Origin of the sequence: Vibrio sp. GLN_1 (assembly GCF_043106015.1) — a bacterium.
Taxonomy (GTDB): domain Bacteria; phylum Pseudomonadota; class Gammaproteobacteria; order Enterobacterales; family Vibrionaceae; genus Vibrio; species Vibrio parahaemolyticus.
In genome coordinates, this window is record NZ_JBICMD010000035.1 from 32,807 (window position 1) to 52,272 (window position 19,466).

The 19,466-nt window shown below is 46.2% G+C and carries 20 protein-coding genes; 17 read left to right on the forward strand and 3 right to left on the reverse strand.

What is annotated here, in order from left to right; all coding sequences use genetic code 11:
• The first annotated feature begins 56 nt into the window (after nucleotides 1-56).
• Complete coding sequence (locus ACF8OV_RS15245) at nucleotides 57-695, forward strand: FlgO family outer membrane protein (RefSeq protein ID WP_005382013.1); 639 nt, start codon at nucleotides 57-59, stop codon at nucleotides 693-695.
• A 9-nt stretch (nucleotides 696-704) separates the two neighbouring features.
• Nucleotides 705-1,136 carry a flagellar assembly lipoprotein FlgP gene (flgP, locus tag ACF8OV_RS15250; protein WP_005453982.1) on the forward strand — a complete coding sequence of 144 codons (432 nt, stop codon included), beginning with the start codon at nucleotides 705-707 and terminating at the stop codon, nucleotides 1,134-1,136.
• A 113-nt stretch (nucleotides 1,137-1,249) separates the two neighbouring features.
• Here flgP and ACF8OV_RS15255 read toward each other — a convergent pair whose 3' ends face one another.
• From ACF8OV_RS15255 to flgA, 3 genes are all read right to left on the reverse strand, one after another.
• On the reverse strand, nucleotides 1,250-1,675 hold the full coding sequence (locus tag ACF8OV_RS15255) for a flagella synthesis protein FlgN (RefSeq protein WP_005454011.1): 426 nt from the start codon (nucleotides 1,673-1,675) through the stop codon (nucleotides 1,250-1,252).
• Between the two features lie 26 nt (nucleotides 1,676-1,701).
• A complete protein-coding gene (gene flgM, locus ACF8OV_RS15260; RefSeq protein WP_005453996.1) occupies nucleotides 1,702-2,019 on the reverse strand; it encodes a flagellar biosynthesis anti-sigma factor FlgM in 318 nt (105 codons plus the stop codon).
• 127 nt (nucleotides 2,020-2,146) lie between these two features.
• On the reverse strand, nucleotides 2,147-2,893 hold the full coding sequence (gene flgA, locus ACF8OV_RS15265) for a flagellar basal body P-ring formation chaperone FlgA (RefSeq protein ID WP_005486752.1): 747 nt from the start codon (nucleotides 2,891-2,893) through the stop codon (nucleotides 2,147-2,149).
• A gap of 76 nt (nucleotides 2,894-2,969) precedes the next feature.
• Here flgA and ACF8OV_RS15270 point away from each other — a divergent pair, with 76 nt between their 5' ends.
• The 15 genes from ACF8OV_RS15270 to ACF8OV_RS15340 all read left to right on the forward strand — a co-directional run bounded on the left by ACF8OV_RS15270 (nucleotide 2,970) and on the right by ACF8OV_RS15340 (nucleotide 19,392).
• Nucleotides 2,970-3,896 (forward strand): chemotaxis protein CheV, encoded by a 927-nt coding sequence (locus ACF8OV_RS15270; RefSeq protein ID WP_005462297.1) that lies wholly within the window; start codon nucleotides 2,970-2,972, stop codon nucleotides 3,894-3,896.
• Between the two features lie 11 nt (nucleotides 3,897-3,907).
• A complete protein-coding gene (locus ACF8OV_RS15275; protein WP_017448766.1) occupies nucleotides 3,908-4,735 on the forward strand; it encodes a protein-glutamate O-methyltransferase in 828 nt (275 codons plus the stop codon).
• 312 nt (nucleotides 4,736-5,047) lie between these two features.
• Nucleotides 5,048-5,443 (forward strand): flagellar basal body rod protein FlgB, encoded by a 396-nt coding sequence (gene flgB / locus ACF8OV_RS15280; RefSeq protein WP_005462294.1) that lies wholly within the window; start codon nucleotides 5,048-5,050, stop codon nucleotides 5,441-5,443.
• Between the two features lie 5 nt (nucleotides 5,444-5,448).
• Nucleotides 5,449-5,862: a flagellar basal body rod protein FlgC gene (gene flgC / locus ACF8OV_RS15285; RefSeq protein WP_005462293.1), complete on the forward strand. Its 414-nt coding sequence runs from the start codon at nucleotides 5,449-5,451 to the stop codon at nucleotides 5,860-5,862.
• A gap of 17 nt (nucleotides 5,863-5,879) precedes the next feature.
• Entirely contained in the window at nucleotides 5,880-6,587 is a 708-nt protein-coding gene (gene flgD, locus ACF8OV_RS15290) for a flagellar hook assembly protein FlgD (RefSeq protein WP_005462292.1), read from the forward strand.
• A gap of 31 nt (nucleotides 6,588-6,618) precedes the next feature.
• The gene (flgE, locus tag ACF8OV_RS15295) at nucleotides 6,619-7,932 is read left to right on the forward strand and encodes a flagellar hook protein FlgE (protein ID WP_005462291.1); all 1,314 of its coding nucleotides are present in this window, start codon (nucleotides 6,619-6,621) and stop codon (nucleotides 7,930-7,932) included.
• Between the two features lie 293 nt (nucleotides 7,933-8,225).
• Entirely contained in the window at nucleotides 8,226-8,975 is a 750-nt protein-coding gene (locus tag ACF8OV_RS15300; protein WP_005462290.1) for a flagellar basal body rod protein FlgF, read from the forward strand.
• An 18-nt stretch (nucleotides 8,976-8,993) separates the two neighbouring features.
• Entirely contained in the window at nucleotides 8,994-9,782 is a 789-nt protein-coding gene (flgG, locus tag ACF8OV_RS15305) for a flagellar basal-body rod protein FlgG (protein WP_005382032.1), read from the forward strand.
• 30 nt (nucleotides 9,783-9,812) lie between these two features.
• Nucleotides 9,813-10,592, forward strand: coding sequence for a flagellar basal body L-ring protein FlgH (gene flgH / locus ACF8OV_RS15310; RefSeq protein ID WP_005462288.1), 780 nt, complete (start codon nucleotides 9,813-9,815; stop codon nucleotides 10,590-10,592).
• A gap of 44 nt (nucleotides 10,593-10,636) precedes the next feature.
• A complete protein-coding gene (locus ACF8OV_RS15315) occupies nucleotides 10,637-11,728 on the forward strand; it encodes a flagellar basal body P-ring protein FlgI (RefSeq protein ID WP_203488644.1) in 1,092 nt (363 codons plus the stop codon).
• A gap of 16 nt (nucleotides 11,729-11,744) precedes the next feature.
• A complete protein-coding gene (gene flgJ / locus ACF8OV_RS15320; RefSeq protein ID WP_005454015.1) occupies nucleotides 11,745-12,671 on the forward strand; it encodes a flagellar assembly peptidoglycan hydrolase FlgJ in 927 nt (308 codons plus the stop codon).
• Nucleotides 12,672-12,832: 161 nt separating this feature from the next.
• Nucleotides 12,833-14,773: a flagellar hook-associated protein FlgK gene (flgK, locus tag ACF8OV_RS15325; protein WP_005482264.1), complete on the forward strand. Its 1,941-nt coding sequence runs from the start codon at nucleotides 12,833-12,835 to the stop codon at nucleotides 14,771-14,773.
• A gap of 13 nt (nucleotides 14,774-14,786) precedes the next feature.
• Nucleotides 14,787-15,980 (forward strand): flagellar hook-associated protein FlgL, encoded by a 1,194-nt coding sequence (gene flgL / locus ACF8OV_RS15330; protein ID WP_005482245.1) that lies wholly within the window; start codon nucleotides 14,787-14,789, stop codon nucleotides 15,978-15,980.
• Nucleotides 15,981-16,420: 440 nt separating this feature from the next.
• Entirely contained in the window at nucleotides 16,421-17,584 is a 1,164-nt protein-coding gene (locus tag ACF8OV_RS15335) for a flagellin (RefSeq protein WP_025795297.1), read from the forward strand.
• Between the two features lie 671 nt (nucleotides 17,585-18,255).
• Nucleotides 18,256-19,392 (forward strand): flagellin, encoded by a 1,137-nt coding sequence (locus tag ACF8OV_RS15340; protein ID WP_005481079.1) that lies wholly within the window; start codon nucleotides 18,256-18,258, stop codon nucleotides 19,390-19,392.
• Nucleotides 19,393-19,466 lie beyond the last annotated feature (74 nt).

The following is a 19,466-nucleotide window of genomic DNA, read 5'->3' on the forward strand; positions in this document are numbered from 1 at the left end:
TCAGTAAGGAATTGTGAAAGAACAGTGCCACCCAAGATTATCTGGAGAATCAAACCATGAAAAAGTGGCTTGTCGCCGCATCGATGATGACGCTTTTGACATCGTGCGCGTACTCACCGATTTATAATGGTAAAGAACCGTATTCAGGCAGCCAGTTCATGTTGATGGACAGTCCTCGTCATACGATGGACTTCTTTATTGAGAGCATGACAGAAGATTTGATGGTATCTAACGTTGCCGTTTCTGCACGTACACCAATTGCTATCACATCGTTTGTTGATCTGCAAAATATGGATGCGACCAACTGGTTGGGCAACTCTGTATCTGAAGGGTTTATCCATCAGTTCCAACGTCGCGGTTTTAAAGTCGTCGATTTTAAAACGACAGGATCTATCCAAGTGACGCAGCAAGGCGACTTTGCCTTAAGCCGTGACTGGCAAGATCTGGCGCAAGAGCAGCAAATTCAGTATGTGTTAACGGGAACCATGCTTCGTCAAGAAGGTGGCGTATTGGTTAATGCTCGCGTTGTTGGTATGCAAAGCCGTGTTGTGGTTGCCACAGCGCAAGGGTTCTTGCCTGCAGACCGAATCGGCCGTGATTTGGATACGCTAAATAGCATCCGTACCCAAGATGGCGTGTTGATTCGTTCAGACCCAACCATTCGCCAGCCATACACTGTGATTCTCCGCCCATAGGATAGAACCATGAAGAAGTTATTATTTATTATTGCCACCTTGGTACTTGTGGGATGTCAGCCATTACAACAGATGCGCCAAGATGAAATTTTAGTGGCGGTAGGTTATGCAAGCGTAAGCGAACAAACTGGCCGCACGGTAGAAGAAAAACGTGTGCGCGCGATGCGAGCATCAAAAATTGATGCGTATCGTGAGTTAGCAGAGCAAGTTTACGGCATGCGAGTAAGCGGTCGTGCCGAACTTGAAGATCAGCGTCTTGGCATTGAAAGCACGAGTGGTGCGGTCGATGGCGTGATTCGCGGTGCAGAGGTCGTGCGCAGTTACTTAGTTGAAGACAGTTACGTAACAGAGTTACGTTTGGATATCCGTAAGATGGATAAGCTACGCGATTACGGTGAAGTTCAACAAGTGCCTGAGAAGCGTCAGCAAACTTTGTTCTAAAACCTCTTCACTAAACAGATAATCTTTTCGAGCGGCTGATTGGCAACAATTGGTCGCTTTTTTTATGGGTTGATTTGATGGCTTTGCCTAATGAGGAAGGAGAGGCTAGAGCGTTAGGCTTTAATATTGGTGCCTAGCGTTGAAATAGTGTGGGTTTTTCCGCCGGCATTGTAGGTCATACCGATCTTGCCGTGAGTGTGTTGAAGCATGTTATTGAGCTTGTTAAAACTCAATTGAGCGCGGCTGAGGGATTCTCCATTCACACGATTGACCTGTTGACAGTCCAGCACGATGGATTGGATTTGGGCTACAACCTGACTTAGGTGCTCATCTTCGGTAAGTTGATTGACATGCGGGTGAGAGGCAATTCGCTGATCAGTGGTTCTTAGCTGATCAATGAGTGTCATTTTTTGTTTGGCGATGCTTTCGATTTCAGAAGAGACACGCGCAGTAATCGCCTGTGTTTCCTGACGTAAAACAGTAGAAAGTGCCTTAGCATTTTCTAGTTGAAAGTTTACGAGATCGACTAATGCTGCCATAAATACTTACCTTGGGCCTAAGTCAGTTAGCTTTTGCCTTGCAATTCGTTTTCAAACTTGATCATATTGTCGGCCAGTTTTTCTGGGTCAACGCGGTATGAACCGTTTGCGATTGCTTCTTTGATTGCCGCTACTTTCGCACTGTCGTAAGCCGGAGAAGCTGCCATATCCTTTTGGAGTTTGCTGACGGCTTTACTTTGTTGGCTTAGCGATACAGCGTCTTGTTGAGCTGGCGCTTTTTTCGATTCAGTTGCGCTTGATGTCGCACTTGAATCGTTACGTGCAGGCGCGCGACTGGTCGTCGACATCATTTGCCCTGAACGTATATTATCTATACCTGCCATGTTTAACCTTTGCCTTGTATCGTAATACTGGTATCCAGACTATCGACCAACCAAACGATAACTTTAATCATTTTTTGCATTTTTATTGATCAATTTTCACAATGCGGTTGTGCCACCTAAATAAAGGTTAAAAGGTGACGGTAATTTCCGCAATGTCAGTCACTATGCCCTCTATTATACGTTGTGACTTGTCATTTTTCACTCTTACTTGATCGCCCGTGGCTCCATCTTGCAATGCTGTGCCTTGTGTTGTGATCGTCATGCCTGATTTTACGGCCTTTATTGTCACTTTTTCATTACGGCAAACCACGCAAACATCATTGCGCTCAACCACATCACCAAGGCGAACGCTACGTTTTAACTTTGCACCGACCACTTGTTCGAAGCTGGAAAAGCCATCTTTGCGAAAGCGTTGAAGCTCAATCATGGACGTTGTGACATCGGATGCGCTGATGATCTCACCTCGGCCAAGTTGTCGAGTTGCGACGATCATTGGTACTGAAGAGGAGACACGAACAGGGACATACACTTTCCAGTCATCAGCAGGGCATTCTACCAACACATTGATATTGCTGCGGGTGCTGCTGGTGGAAGAAGCTGATGTATCGAGTGGTTCAGGGCAGTCTGTTGCCTTGATTCGAGAGTCAATGTCTGCCGCATTCACAGTCAATTCACCTCCGGCTGGCTGCTCTACCGTGGCAAGAATATGTTGTTCTGCTGCCAATTTTATTTGTTCTATCTGATTATCTGTTGCCGAATGCACAAAAAAACTAAACATACTGAGCAAAATGCCGATAGACTTAGCGTACTTTGTAAATAGCGCTCTACATATTGTCATAGTCAATGTTGTCGAAGTTATAGTGAAATACGCCATACTGTTTCCCTGGTATCATGCTTGCCAGTGGTAGAGTATCATTTAAAAACAAAAAGTTTGAGATGGAGATGAGCATATGACGGGGATTCTTGACTCGGTGAATCAGCGTACGCAACTCGTCGGTCAGAACCGATTGGAATTATTGACCTTTCGACTGATGGGGCGACAGCGTTACGGCATCAACGTATTCAAAGTAAAAGAAGTACTTCAGTGCCCTAAGCTGACTTCTATGCCAAATCTACACCCTCTGGTAAAAGGTATTGCTCATATCCGTGGCCATACCGTGTCAGTAATTGATTTGAGCCTGGCAATTGGTGGCCGCCCAACCACCGATATTGATAAATGTTTTGTTGTTATCGCTGAATTTAACCGTACGATCCAAGCATTTTTGGTATCATCGGTTGAGCGTATTATCAACATGCACTGGGAAGCGATTTTGCCGCCGCCAGATGGCGCAGGTAAAGCGCACTACCTAACTGCTGTGACGAATATTGATAACGAACTTGTTGAAATCCTAGACGTGGAAAAAATCCTGGCTGAAATCGCGCCAGTTGATGAAACCATGGATTCAACCATCGGTGAAGAAATCGCACAAGCGGAGCAAGAAAAGCCTATCGTACGTCGTATTCTAATTGCTGATGACTCAACGGTTGCACGTAAGCAAGTTGAGCGCGCGATTACTTCGATTGGTTTCGAGGTCGTATCTGTCAAAGATGGCAAAGAAGCGTACAATAAGTTGCTTGAAATGGCTCAAGAAGGCAGCATTTACGATCAGATTTCTTTGGTGATTTCTGATATCGAAATGCCAGAAATGGATGGCTACACATTAACGGCTGAAATCCGCAGAAATGCAGATTTGAAAGATCTTTATGTTATCCTTCATTCCTCATTAAGTGGCGTTTTCAACCAAGCCATGGTTGAGCGCGTAGGTGCAAACACCTTCATTGCGAAATTTAACCCAGACGAATTGGGTAACGCGGTTAAATCTGCATTAACACAATAAAAGAGACATTAATGACTGCTATTACAATCAGTGATCAAGAGTATCGTGACTTTAGCCGTTTTCTAGAATCGCAATGTGGCATCGTATTAGGCGATAGCAAACAATACCTCGTGCGCAGCCGACTGAGTCCTCTAGTGACTAAGTTCAAGCTTGCGTCGTTGTCTGATTTGCTACGCGATGTTGTTGCTGGCCGCAATCGTGAACTGCGTATTGCTGCTGTGGATGCGATGACGACTAACGAAACATTGTGGTTTCGAGATACTTATCCGTTCACGGTTTTAGCTGACAAACTATTGCCAGAAGTTGCGGCAAATAAACGTCCAATTAAAATTTGGTCTGCGGCCAGTTCATCTGGTCAAGAACCTTATTCAATCGCGATGACAATTCTGGAAACGCAACAGCGTAAGCCAGGTTTGCTGCCAAGTGCTTCCATCACAGCGACGGACATTTCTGCAAGCATGCTCGAAATGTGTCGTGCAGGTGTGTATGACAACCTAGCTTTAGGTCGTGGCCTTTCGCCTGAGCGTCGCCGCACTTTCTTTGAAGATGCAGGCGATGGCCGTATGAAAGTGAAAGACAACGTTAAACGTTTGGTGAACTTCCGTCCTCAAAACTTGATGGATAGCTACGCACTGATGGGTAAATTCGACATCATTTTCTGTCGTAACGTGCTGATTTACTTCTCTCCAGAGATGAAATCTAAAGTGCTTAACCAAATGGCGAGTAGTTTAAACCCTGGTGGTTACCTATTACTGGGTGCGTCAGAGTCGTTAACCGGTCTGACTGATAAATTTGAAATGGTGCGCTGTAATCCAGGTATCATTTACAAGCTTAAATAGCGGTATCTCTTATTTGAAAACAAAGCCTGACCTCGTGTCAGGCTTTTCTTTTTCTGCATTCTTTCTTTTGTCTACATGAGATGAGCTTTCGAGTTTCCCCTCGCTAATCTGTTGTCGGACTTTGCCCTGTTCCCTCTGCAGGGTGTATCTTTATTCAAGTAAGCGAAGTGATACGACATTCCAGTTACTTTGGCTTGCTTATTGCAACCTAAAACGTCAATAGCTGATAGGTGCTTTAGCGTTTCCGGTTTTTGGCACGCTAATTGCTATTTAGTTATTAATAACGGTCAGTTCTTAATTGTAGAGGCAAACATGGCTATATCTTTTGACAAGGCACTAGGCATCCACCAGCACACGGTGGGCGTACGTGAGCGCAATGCAGAGGTGATTTCCACCAACATCGCGCAAGCAAACACGCCTGGTTACAAAGCAAGAGGTCTAGACTTTGCCAAGGAGTTACAAGCGGCAACATCTGGGGCAAGCATTGGTCTTAGCCGAACAGATGGTCGGCATATTCCTGCCACTACAACGTTGATGGGGGACAAACTGTATCGTCTTCCTACGCAACCAGACACGGGTGATGGCAACACCGTTGATTTGGATTTAGAGCGTAACTTGTTTATGCAAAACCAAATCAGACACCAAGCATCACTCGACTTTCTAGGCGGCAAATTCAAGAACTTAACCAAGGCAATCAAAGGGGATTAATTTAGATGAGCTTATTTAACGTTTTCAATGTGACAGGTTCCGCAATGAGCGCTGAGTCTGTTCGTCTGAATACTACCTCGAGCAACTTGGCGAATGCCGACAGTGTCAGCAGCTCTGCGAAAGACACCTACAAAGCGCGTCATGCTGTATTTGGTGCTGAGTTAAGTAACGCCATGCGTGGCGGTGATACTGTGCCAGTGAAAGTTCTGGGAATTGTAGAAAGTGATAAGCCGCTTAGTGCGGAGTACAACCCTGATCATCCTCTTGCAAACGACGAAGGCTACATCTACAAGCCAAACGTCAATGTAATGGAAGAAATGGCAAACATGATTTCGGCTTCTCGCGCATACCAAACGAATGTGCAGGTTGCTGATTCTAGTAAACAAATGCTGCTGCGTACGCTGCAGATGGGTCAATAAGGATAAGGAGGTAGCGTATGGCCGGAATTAACAACGTTGGTCAAAGCGGCTTGTCCTATATCGACCAGCTTAAAAGTCTTCAAGAGAACAAAAAAGCGGAAGGGAGCACAGGTAAGCAGGACCTAAAACAGGAAGACTTCTTATCGTTGCTCACGAAACAATTGTCTCAACAGGACCCTTTTAAGCCGGTAAGTAATGACCAGATGATTGCACAAATGGCGTCATTTGCGACCGTAGATGGCATTGGCAAGATGAACACTCAGTTTGAGAGTTTGAACTCGTCAATGACATCGAACCAAGCGTTGCAAGCTTCCTCTTTGGTAGGGCGCGACGTATTGGTCCCAGGTGCGGCGGGTGTGAAGCAAGACGATGCGCCTATGGCGGCAATGGTTAAGCTTTCGAAATCTCTCGACAACTTGTTTGTTCGTGTAGAAGACGAAGCTGGCCAATTGGTTCGTACTTTTGAGGTAGGTGCGAAACCAGCCGGCGACACACGCGTACTTTGGGATGGTAATGATGAAAGCGGTAATCCATTGCCTGCTGGCAAATACAAAGTGAAAGCGTCTGGCTTAGTGGATGGGGAGTCACAAGAGTTCCCAGTGTCTACTTATGCCAACGTAAACAGCGTATTGCTGGGTAAAGGTGACGGAAACGTATTACTCAATCTGGCTGGTTTTGAATCACCAGTTCGACTTGCAGAAGTACTGGAAGTTGGCAAAGCGTAATCCATAACACGCTAGATTAGGAGATTTTGGAATGTCATATGTATCTTTAAGCGGTTTGTCCGCGGCTCAACTGGATTTAAATACAACCAGTAACAACATTGCGAACGCCAACACGTACGGCTTTAAAGAGTCTCGTGCGGAATTTGCTGATGTTTACTCAAACTCTTTGTTTACTAACGCGAAAACCACTCCGGGTGGCGGTGCACAAGCAAGCCAAGTGGCACAACAGTTCCACGAAGGCTCAAGCATTTACACCAACAACCCAATGGATTTGCGTGTATCGGGTACTGGTTTCTTCGCGGTAGCGAAAGATCGTCTCATCCCTCAACAAAATGAAATGACACGTAACGGTGCATTCCATTTGAACAAAGAAAACTACATGGTAACCGCGAACGATGAGTTCCTACTTGGTTATCAAGTAAACCCAGAGTCTGGTGAGGTTTCATCTTACGAGCCACAACCAATCAATATTCCTGCGGAATTTGGTAAGCCAAAACAAACAGCGAACATTGAAGTGGGCGTGAACTTACCTGCTAACGGTGATTTGAAAGATCCAACTCAGTTTGATTTTTCAGACCCAGATACATACAACCGTTCAACCTCTTCGACCATTTATGACTCGATGGGTCAATCTTACAAGTTAACAACGTACTACTTGAAAGATCAGACTCAGCCAAACACGTGGAACACTTACTACACAGTAACAGACAAGAGTGGTGAGAAGCCGTTAAACGTTGCTGGTGGTGATGCGCAAACACCAACAGGTCATATTGGCCACACCATGAAGTTCAACAACGATGGTACGTTGGCAAGCCTAAACAGCGGTAACCCGATTACTTCTGTTGCATTGGGTGATCCTGCAACAAACACCACGCCGCTTGATATGAATGGTGCCGATCCTGCTCAGACGCTTAATTTTGGTCTGGGTGCTGCGACACAATTTGCCGCCCCATTTGAGCTGACTAAGTTCGATGAAGATGGTGCGACAACGGGTTTCCTAACCAAAGTTGACTTTGATGAAAACGGCAGCGTATTGGGTACTTACTCAAACGGTGAAAACGTAACGTTGGGTCGTGTGGCGCTAGTTCGTGTTCCTAACGAGCAAGGTCTGGATAAGAAGGGCGGTACGCAATGGGATTCGACTCAGTTCTCTGGTGACAAGATTTGGGGTGAATCAAACAAAGGCTCTTTCGGTACTATCAACAACGGTATGCTGGAGCAGTCAAACATTGATATGACTCAGGAGCTGGTGGATCTGATCTCTGCTCAGCGTAACTTCCAAGCAAACTCACGTTCGCTAGAAGTACATAACCAGCTACAACAAAATATCCTGCAGATTCGATAATCTGCATTATCAAGTTAGGCGTGCTTTCGTCGCTTGGCTTGATAACATCATGACATTCATCTGATGCTTAGCCTGAAAACACCTCAGTTCAGGCTAAGCATGCTTTGATCTCTGGTTTGCCGCTGTTGCCGCCACATGGATCAAAATCTTGCCTCCCTTTGCAGTTTTCCTTCATTGAACATCCTTCTTGATGGCCTTTGATTTAATTCAAGTTTTTGATAAATAAGTCTATTTTCATCTTGGCATAACTATTGCTTTTACTCCGAAGTACAGAGACTTTTTTGGAGTAAATTATGGATCGCGCACTGTTTCTCGCAATGAGTGGCGCCAAGCAAAATATGCAGGCTTTGCAATTGCGTGCTAACAACTTGGCTAACGTCAGCACGACGGGTTTTCGTGCGGATTTAGCACAGGCTCGCTCAATGCAAGCGTATGGCGATGGTTTGCCGTCACGCGTGTTTAGCATGACAGAGCGTCCGGGACATAATTTTGCTCAAGGCAGCGTGATCACGACTGGTCGCGATTTGGACATTACCGTCGAAGGCAGCGGTTGGATTTCTGTATTGGATCACACCGGCAAAGAAGGTCTGACCCGTAACGGTAACCTCAAAATTGACCAAAATGGCATGCTAACCAACGCAAGCGGTCATGCCGTTTTGGGTGAGAACGATGCGCCAATCACTCTGCCAATCCCACTCTCCAAAATCGAAATCGGTCGTGATGGCACCATCTCTGTACTTCCACAAGGTGCGCCGGCTGAAGAATTACAAATCGTTGATCGTATCAAGCTTGTGAAAACTGACGATCAAAGCTTATTTAAAGACACCAATGGCTTATTTCGCCATAAAACTCCAAACCAGCCTTACGAAGCAGATGGCACTATCAGCATCCAAACTGGTGCGATTGAAGGTAGTAACGTGAATGCCGTAGGTGAAATGACCGCGCTGATTGACCTTCAACGTCAATTCGAAATGCAGGTCAAAATGATGAGCACCGCTGAAGAGATGGATAAATCTTCAGATTCATTGCTTCGTATGAGTTAACAGAGTTAGAGGTTCACTATGCATCCAGCACTATGGGTAAGTAAAACAGGTCTAGACGCCCAACAAACCAACATCGCTACGATTTCGAACAACTTGGCGAACGCCTCGACCGTGGGCTACAAAAAAAGCCGTGCGGTCTTTGAAGATTTGTTCTATCAAAACATCAACCAGCCGGGTGGTCAGTCTTCTCAAAACACCGAGCTGCCAAGTGGCTTGATGCTTGGTGCTGGTTCTAAAGTGGTTGCAACGCAAAAAGTGCACACGCACGGTAATGCGCAAACCACCACCAACGCATTGGACATGATGGTGGAAGGCGATGGTTTCTTCCAAGTGACTCTGCCTGACGGCAACATCGGTTACACCCGTAACGGCCAGTTCACGCTAAATGGTGAAGGCACGTTAGTGACATCTGGTTCTGGTTACCCAGTAGAACCTGAAATTGTGATTCCTGAAGATGCGATTTCTATCACTGTCGGTACGGACGGTGAAGTATCTGTGCGCGTACGTGGTCAGCAAGATAACCAAGTCGTTGGTCAGTTGACTATTACAGACTTTGTTAACCCAGGTGGCCTAGAGCCAATCGGTCAGAACCTTTACTTGCCAACAGGCGCAAGTGGCGACCCGCAAGAAGGTGTTCCGGGTTTGGACGGTTTGGGTGAAATTCGACAATCGATGCTAGAAGCCTCCAACGTAAACGTGACAGAAGAATTGGTCAACATGATCGAAGCTCAGCGCGTGTACGAAATGAACTCTAAAGTGATCTCATCTGTCGATAAGATGATGAGTTTCGTTAACCAGCAGTTGTAACGGCGAAAGTTAGCCATTAAGGAGCTCATAATGAAACGTATCTGTTTACTTGCGCTGATCACAACCATGTCTGGCTGTGCGATGTTAGAACCCATCGAAACGGATGAAGTGACGCAAGCGACTACCGTTGTGGATGCGGTTGAAGGCGATAAGTCGAAAGACGAGAGTAGCGGCATCGTTGATACACTGCGCGGCAGAAATGATCCGGTTGCTGGTGATCCAGCGTGGGCTCCAATCCATCCAAAACAAAAGCCTGAGCATTATGCTGCGGCGACGGGTTCTCTGTTTAGCCCAGAGCACATTACCGATTTGTATGACGACTCTAAACCTCGCGGCATTGGCGACATCATCACAGTCACGTTAGATGAAACCACCAGTGCGACGAAGAGCGCTAACGCGGACTTGTCGAAAACCAACGAAGCGCAAATGGATCCGTTACAAGTGGGCGGTGAAGAGCTGAAAGTAGGCGGCAAGTACAACTTCTCGTATGACCTAAACAACACCAACACCTTTGCTGGTGACTCTTCTGCGAAGCAGAGTAACAGCATCAGTGGTTACATTACGGTCGAAGTGATCGAAGTGCTGGCAAACGGCAACCTCGTGATCCGTGGTGAGAAGTGGATGACGCTAAATACGGGTGACGAGTACATTCGCTTAAGCGGCACAATTCGTCCTGATGACATCAACTTCGACAACACAATTGCGTCAAATCGTGTGTCTAACGCAAGAATTCAATACTCAGGAACCGGTCTGTCACAAGATATGCAAGAGCCTGGCTTCTTGGCACGATTCTTTAATGTAGCGCTATAAGACGCCGCACTGACGGCAAATTGACTGCAAGAGATTAAGTAAGCATGAAAAGAATCGTTTTATTACTGATGAGCGTTGCTCTGTTTTCTACAGCCGCCCAAGCCGCACGAATCAAAGACGTCGCGCAAGTGGCAGGCGTGCGAAGCAACCAACTCGTGGGTTATGGTTTGGTTTCAGGCTTACCAGGTACGGGCGAAGCGAACCCATTTACTGAGCAAAGTTTCGCGGCCATGCTGCAAAATTTCGGCATTCAGCTGCCGCCGGGTACCAAGCCAAAAATCAAAAACGTTGCCGCGGTTATGGTCACGGCAGAGTTGCCGCCATTTTCTAAGCCGGGTCAACAAGTGGACGTGACTGTATCGTCAATCGGCAGTGCGAAAAGCCTACGTGGTGGTACGCTTCTACAAACGTTCCTTAAAGGTCTAGACGGTCAAGTTTACGCGGTTGCCCAAGGTAACTTAGTGGTGAGCGGTTTCAGTGCTGAAGGCGCTGACGGTTCAAAAATTGTTGGTAACAACCCAACCGTTGGTCTTATCTCTAGTGGTGCGACGGTAGAGCGCGAAATTCCAAACCCATTCGGTCGTGGTGATTACATTACTTTCAACTTGCTTGAATCTGATTTCACGACCGCACAACGCATGTCGGATGCGGTAAACAACTTCCTTGGCCCACAAATGGCTAGCGCAGTAGATGCGACGTCGGTACGCGTGCGTGCCCCGCGTGATGTCAGCCAGCGTGTGGCGTTTTTGTCCGCGATTGAAAACCTAGAGTTTGACCCAGCTGATGGCGCGGCGAAGATCATTGTTAACTCCCGTACTGGCACGATTGTCGTTGGCAAACACGTGCGTCTTAAGCCTGCGGCAGTGACGCATGGTGGCATGACTGTCGCCATCAAAGAAAATCTAAACGTTAGCCAACCAAACAGCTTCTCTGGCGGCCAAACGGTCGTGGTGCCCGATTCAGATATCGAAGTGACGGAAGAAAAAGGCAAGATGTTCAAATTCGAGCCGGGTTTGACGCTGGATGACCTAGTACGTGCGGTGAATGAAGTGGGCGCAGCACCTTCTGATTTGATGGCCATCTTACAAGCATTGAAACAAGCTGGTGCCATCGAAGGCCAGTTGATCATCATTTAATGGTTAGGAGGTTGCGATGATGAAGAATCCTAACGATATCGGTTTTATTCACGACATTAGCTCACTCGATAGCCTGCGTCAGAAAGCGGTGAAAGAGGGCAAAGATGGCGAGCAAGAAGCACTGCATGCGGCTGCTCGTCAGTTTGAGTCTATCTTTACATCCATGATGCTGAAGTCGATGCGCGAAGCGAACGAAGGCTTCGAGTCGAACATCATGAATAGCCAAAATGAGAAATTTTACCGCCAGATGCTTGATGAGCAGATGGCGAGTGAACTGAGCGCAAATGGCTCTATGGGCTTGGCAGATATGATAGTGGCACAGCTGACGGCTGGCCAAGGCAATGATAAGAGCGAAACGGCAATGCGCGATGCGGCAAACAGCGCCGTAGAATATCGTCGCGTGGACCCTAAAAAAGCGCGTGAAATTGAAAAGCGTTTGATTGAGTCCGGCGAACTTTCCCGTACCAGCCATACTCCCGCTAAGTTTGATTCGCCAGAATCTTTTGTGAACTCCATGAAGCCATACGCTGAAAAGGCGGCGAAAGCGTTGGGTGTCGAACCATCATTGCTTCTTGCTCAAGCAGCTCTGGAAACTGGCTGGGGACAAAAAGTGGTGCAAAATGCTCGTGGTAGCAGTAACAACTTGTTCAACATCAAAGCAGACAGAAGCTGGCAAGGTGACAAAGTCACCACGCAAACATTGGAATTTCATGACAATACGCCAGTGAAAGAGACGGCAGCGTTTCGTTCTTACTCGAACTATCAAGATAGTTTCAACGACTACGTCCGTTTCTTGAATGACAACCCGCGTTACGAGACGGCATTGCAGCAACGTGGAGATTCTGAATCCTTTATTCGCGGTATTCATCGAGCAGGTTATGCGACGGATCCAACCTACGCCGACAAAGTTCTGCAAGTGAAGCAGAAAATCGAAAGTATGTAACCTTTTGGGGTTGCCGCGTACGCGAATCATTGAGGCTTGCCATCGTGCAAGCCTTTATTTTACTTGAATTTACTACTCTAAATTTCACTTGGCACATCTTTTGCTTTTACTTGTCTAGGTGATCGGTATTTACCGATCTTATTTCGTTTTTGGGGGCAGGTATGGCGTCAGATCTTCTGAATGTAGGTACTCAAAGTGTGCTTACTGCTCAGAGGCAGTTAAATACTACTGGTCATAACATTTCTAATGTTAATACAGAAGGTTACAGCCGTCAGTCAGTGATTCAGGGTACCAACGATCCACGTATGTTTGGTGGTTCGACCTACGGCATGGGTGTGCATGTGGAAAATGTTCGCCGCTCGTGGGACCAATTTGCCGTTAATGAACTCAACCTGTCCTCTACAAGCAATGCGAATAAAACGGATACCCAAGATAACTTAGACATGCTTTCTAGCATGTTGAGCTCTGTTGCATCGAAGAAGATCCCAGAAAACCTCAATGAGTGGTTTGATGCTGTGAAAACCATGGCTGACACACCAAACGATTTAGGTGCGCGTAAAGTTGTGTTGGAAAAGGCAAAAATCTTTTCAGACACATTAAACGACTTTCACGAAACGGTGCGATTGCAGTCAGACGTAACCAATAAAAAATTGGACATGGGCATTGAGCGCATTAACCAACTGGCGCTAGAAATTCGTGACATTCACCGCTTGATGATGCGTACTCCTGGTCCACATAACGATTTGATGGATCAGCATGAAAAGCTGATTACCGAGCTGTCGGAATACACTAAGGTCACCGTGACCCCACGTAAAAACGCTGAAGGTTTCAACGTGCACATCGGCAATGGTCATACCTTGGTGTCGGGCACAGAGGCAAGCCAATTAAAAATGATTGATGGCTACCCAGACGTGCACCAACGACGTCTAGCGATGGTCGAAGGCGATGGTATTAAAGCGATTAAGGCCGACGACATGGACGGCAAAATCGGCGCGCTACTCGACATGCGTGATAAACACATTCCGCAACTGTTGGATGAAATGGGGCGCTTAGCTACCGGATTCTCTTACAAGGTCAACCAACTGCAATCGCAAGGTTTGGATCTCAACGGCAAAATCGGTAAAGACGTTTTCACTGATGTGAATTCTGAGCTGGTGGCTAAATCACGAGTGTTTACTGCACCAAATTCGAAAGCGGACGTTGCCGTTTATGTCGATGATATTTCGGCGTTGAAAGGTGGCGAATATGCGCTGCGCTTCGATGGTGATCGCTACAGCGTGACAACACCGAAAGGCGAGCAAGTTCAGATAGATATAGACCAGTCGGATTCTACCTTCGTATTGGATGGCATGAGAGTGCAAATCGGCGAAGGCCTTGCCGCTGGCGAACGAGTGCTGCTGCGTCCTACTCGCAGTGGTGCTGCCATCATCAAGATGGAAACCAACGACGCTAAATCCATTGCCGCACAAAGTTATGAAGCGTCTACGACGTTTGCTCAAGGCAGTGCGAAATTCAATATTCGTGAAGCGGGTGATGTAAAAGAGTTTGAAGTAACGGTTCAGCCACCCGATGAAAAGCACGACAAAGCGTGGCTAAAGATTACCGATAACAAAGGTAACTTATTGTCCGATAAATACTCTTATCCGTTAGACAAAGATGATCCGCTGATTGAAATCTCAGTGCCGAAAAGTCATCCGCTATACAAAAATGGCGATGCAACCATCTTTGAACTGACAGAAGGCGCACTGCTGAACGACAAATTTACGGCCAACTTGGTGCCGTCAGAAGGTGGTAACGGCAACTTGAGAAAGATGCAGCAATTACAAACCAACAAAATGATGGATGGTAAATCGAGCACTTTGATTGACGTTTACCACAATCTTAATACTGAAGTGGGTTTGAAATCGGCAACGGCTAACCGCTTAGCATCGGTTGCGCGTTTAGAGCATGAAGCCGCACAAGAACGTGTAGCATCGATTGCGGGTGTAAACCTCGATGAAGAGGCCGCCAACATGATGAAGTTTCAACAAGCTTACATGGCTTCATCACGCGTGATGCAGGCGGCAAATGACACCTTCAACACCATTTTGCAACTGAGGTAAGGAGAAGAGATAAGTGTTAACCCGAATTTCTAGTTTCCATAACTATCAGTCTGTACAAAATGACTTGCGCCGCCAAGAGAACAAGATCCATCACAACCAAGAGCAACTTGCCTCAGGTAAGAAGCTGCTTAAACCAAGTGATGATCCGCTGGCTGCGCATTACATTCAGAATATTGGCCAGCAGCAAGAGCAGTTAAAGCAATATTTAAGCTCGATTGTGTTGGTGCGTAACCGTTTAGAAAACCACGAAGTGAACATCGCGAACGCAGAAAGCTTCGCTGATGAATCGAAACGTCTCACTATGGAAATGATCAACGGTGCGTTTTCTGCCGAAGACCGACAAGCGAAAAAGCGTGAGTTGGAAGAAATTGCAAATAACTTCCTTAACTTAGTGAATGCGCAAGATGAATCGGGCAACTACGTGTTTGCGGGGACAAAGCCGAAAAGCCAGCCATTTTATCGTGATAAAGATGGCAGCGTGCAATACGCTGGTGATGATTACCAACGCAAAATGAAAGTGTCCAGCATGCTGGATATGCCGATGAACGATCCTGGTAGCAAACTGTTCATGGAAATCCCAAACCCGTTTGGTGATTACCAGCCTAGTTACGATTTACAAAGCGGCTCTGACTTACTGCTAAGCAAAGCAACCAATGTGGATGCGAAGGACACCGCTTCTTATCGCGTGACGTTTGTCGATATGAATAACGGCAAGTTTGGCTACCAATTGGAGCGAAACGGCAAAGTGGTGGACGCTGACGAATTTTCGCCAGAAAAAGGCATCGAGTACAAAGGACTTAAAGTGCATGTGAAAGGGCAAATTACCCCTGGAGACAGCATCGGCATCGAAAAACGTGAGTCCTTCAGTATTTTCGATACCTTTAAGGAAGCGATGTCTTGGTCGGATAAATCCGTCTCCGATACATCAGCGACCGCGAAGTTGCACCAAATGACAGAGGAATTTCAAGCCGCGTTCATCCATTTGAACAAAGCTCGAACCGACGTGGGTGCAAGGCTGAGCACGCTCGATATTCAAGAGCAAAACCACGAAGACTTTAACTTGTCTTTGGCAAAAGCAAAGAGCAATTTTGAGGATTTGGATTACTCCAAAGCCGTGATCGAGTTCAGTGAGAACTCGCGTGCATTGCAGGCCTCGCAACAAGCTTTTGGCAAAACAAAAGACCTGACATTGTTTAACTACATTTAATGATTTGACGGCCAGCGGCGAATAACGACAACGAGATATTTTGATGCCTTATGTGCCAAGCCTTAAGTGCGAGAAATATCAAAAGTCGTTTAGCTGAGGTGAGTGAGCGGCATGTTTTTACCGAATGCGGCAAAGGCACCGGTGGCAATGTGAGCGGCAAACTTCTCTTGGTGTGAAAATATCTTCATCTCATAGAGAAAGAGGTCGAAAACTGCGAATGTGTTATCTAACTTATTGTTTATTTATCTATTTTAATTTGGAATCGACATCTTAAATAAGTTGGCACACAAATTGTATTGAATAATGTCAGAACAGATTTCGAGATTCTAAACCCTGCGTTAAAGGCAGATTTAGCAAGTAATTTTTACGGTCAGTGCTTATCCAAATGAGAGTAAAGCTGGCCGCTTCGCAAAAGCTTGCGAACTCAAAAGGAGAGCAAAATGGCTGTAACAGTTAGTACTAACGTCTCCGCGATGACCGCGCAGCGTTACTTAAATAAAGCGACCAACGAGCTGAATACCTCGATGGAGCGTCTATCATCAGGTCACAAAATTAACAGTGCAAAAGACGATGCAGCAGGTCTACAGATCTCCAACCGTCTAACGGCACAGTCTCGTGGTCTTGATGTGGCAATGCGTAACGCGAACGATGGTATCTCTATCGCTCAAACGGCTGAAGGTGCGATGAACGAAGCAACGTCAGTGATGCAGCGTATGCGTGACTTGGCTATCCAGTCATCAAACGGTACTAACTCTCCAGCTGAGCGTCAGGCAATCAACGAAGAATCAATGGCGTTGGTTGACGAACTGAACCGTATCGCAGAAACCACATCATTCGGTGGCCGTCGTCTATTGAACGGCTCATTCGGTGAAGCGGCATTCCAAATCGGTGCGAGCTCTGGTGAAGCGATGATCATGGGTCTAACCAGTATTCGTGCAGATGACACTCGTATGGGCGGTGTGACATTCTTCTCTGAAGTAGGAAAAGGTAAAGATTGGGGTGTTGATCCAACTAAAGCCGATCTAAAAATCACGCTTCCTGGCATGGGTGAAGATACCGACGGAGATGGTGATAAAGAAGATGATCTAGAAATCAATATCAACGCGAAAGCGGGTGATGACATCGAAGAGCTAGCAACGTACATCAATGGTCAATCAGACATGATCAACGCGTCTGTAAGCGAAGATGGCAAGCTGCAAATTTTTGTTGCTCATCCAAACGTTCAGGGTGACATCTCGATCTCTGGTGGTCTTGCTTCTGAGCTAGGCCTAAGTGATGAGCCAGTAAGAACATCAGTACAAGATATTGATATGACAACGGTTCAAGGCTCTCAGAACGCGATTTCTGTACTGGACTCTGCACTGAAATACGTGGATTCACAACGTGCGGATCTTGGTGCGAAACAAAACCGTCTGAGCCACAGCATCAACAACTTGGCAAATATCCAAGAAAACGTTGACGCGTCGAACAGCCGAATTAAAGACACGGACTTTGCGAAAGAAACAACGCAAATGACCAAAGCACAAATTTTGCAACAAGCAGGTACTTCTATTCTTGCTCAAGCGAAACAGTTGCCAAACTCTGCAATGTCACTATTGCAGTAGTTTATACCAATTACAGTGAATAAGAGTTCATAAATGGCGTAGATTCAATGCTTGAGAACGAGGCAAAGTTTTTCGATAAGTAGTCATTCTACAGTCAAAAACTTTAACGTAGTTATCGAGCATTTTAGCAAGCTAGGGTGGGCAGTTATTTACTACGATTGGTATCCTCTAGCCTGTATTCAATACATTCAGACGTGGATGGGAATGCGGGCTTTTGGCAAGCAACTTTATAACAGAATGAATGGCTCTCTCATCTCTCACCTGCCAATCATTTTCAATGTAGAGTTGCACCCGGTATGCCGGAAATGTGTTCATTTCTCTTGATCTCCACATAGGCTCTGGCGACCAACCTAGCCCCAGTTCTCTCAAAGGAAAAGGGGCTTTTTCTTTTCTGCATTTTCCTTCTTTTATGTTCTCTATTCATTTCCTTATCTCTTATTTTTGATGCTTTTCTGTACAATTTAGCCCTCTCGGCTCAATTTGTAGAAACTTGAGCACTTTTTCTGACTTTTCTTCAATTTTTTTAGCCAAATCTCGCAATGTTATTTTTTTAATTTTTTTTCTAAAGCTTCTGAATTTGGTGTCGTTAATAGAAGTAACTTTGAGAGAACTACTTGGTTTTCCGAGACGTCGGAAACCGCTACATCGGAAAATCAATTGGAGAAATCACCATGGCAGTGAATGTAAACACTAACGTATCAGCGATGACCGCTCAGCGTTACCTAAACAACGCAAACTCAGCACAACAAACCTCAATGGAGCGTTTGTCTTCAGGTTTCAAAATCAACAGCGCAAAAGATGACGCTGCGGGTCTACAAATCTCGAACCGTTTGAACGTACAAAGCCGTGGCCTGGATGTGGCTGTTCGCAACGCGAACGACGGTATCTCTATTGCACAAACTGCTGAAGGTGCAATGAACGAGACCACCAACATCCTACAACGTATGCGTGACCTGTCTCTACAATCAGCAAACGGCTCAAACTCGAAAGCAGAGCGCGTTGCGATTCAAGAAGAAGTGACAGCACTAAACGACGAACTAAACCGTATCGCAGAAACCACATCTTTTGGTGGTAACAAGCTACTAAACGGCACTCATGGCGCGAAATCGTTCCAAATCGGTGCTGATAACGGTGAAGCAGTAATGCTTGAGCTTAAAGACATGCGCTCAGACAACAAAATGATGGGCGGTGTGAGCTACCAAGCTGAAAGCGGTAAAGGCAAAGACTGGAACGTTGCACAAGGCAAAAACGACCTAAAAATCAGCCTAACTGACAGCTTTGGTCAAGAGCAAGAAATCAACATCAACGCGAAAGCGGGCGATGACATCGAAGAGCTAGCAACGTACATCAACGGTCAAACAGACCTAGTGAAAGCGTCAGTAGACCAAGATGGCAAACTGCAAATCTTTGCTGGTAACAACAAAGTAGAAGGCGAAGTGTCATTCTCTGGCGGTCTATCTGGTGAACTAGGTCTAGGCGACGACAAGAAAAACGTTACAGTTGATACTATCGACGTAACTTCAGTTGGCGGCGCACAAGAATCAGTCGCGATCATTGATGCGGCACTGAAATACGTAGACAGCCACCGTGCAGAGCTGGGTGCATTCCAGAACCGTTTCAACCATGCAATCAGCAACTTGGACAACATTAACGAGAACGTGAACGCGTCGAAGAGCCGTATCAAAGATACCGACTTCGCGAAAGAAACGACGGCAATGACCAAGTCACAAATTCTATCGCAAGCGTCAAGCTCAATCCTTGCGCAAGCGAAACAAGCGCCAAACTCAGCGCTAAGTCTTCTAGGTTAATCTACCTAACACGACAAGATACAAAAGCCAGGCTCATCCCTGGCTTTTTGCTTATCGGCTATACCGATTTAGAT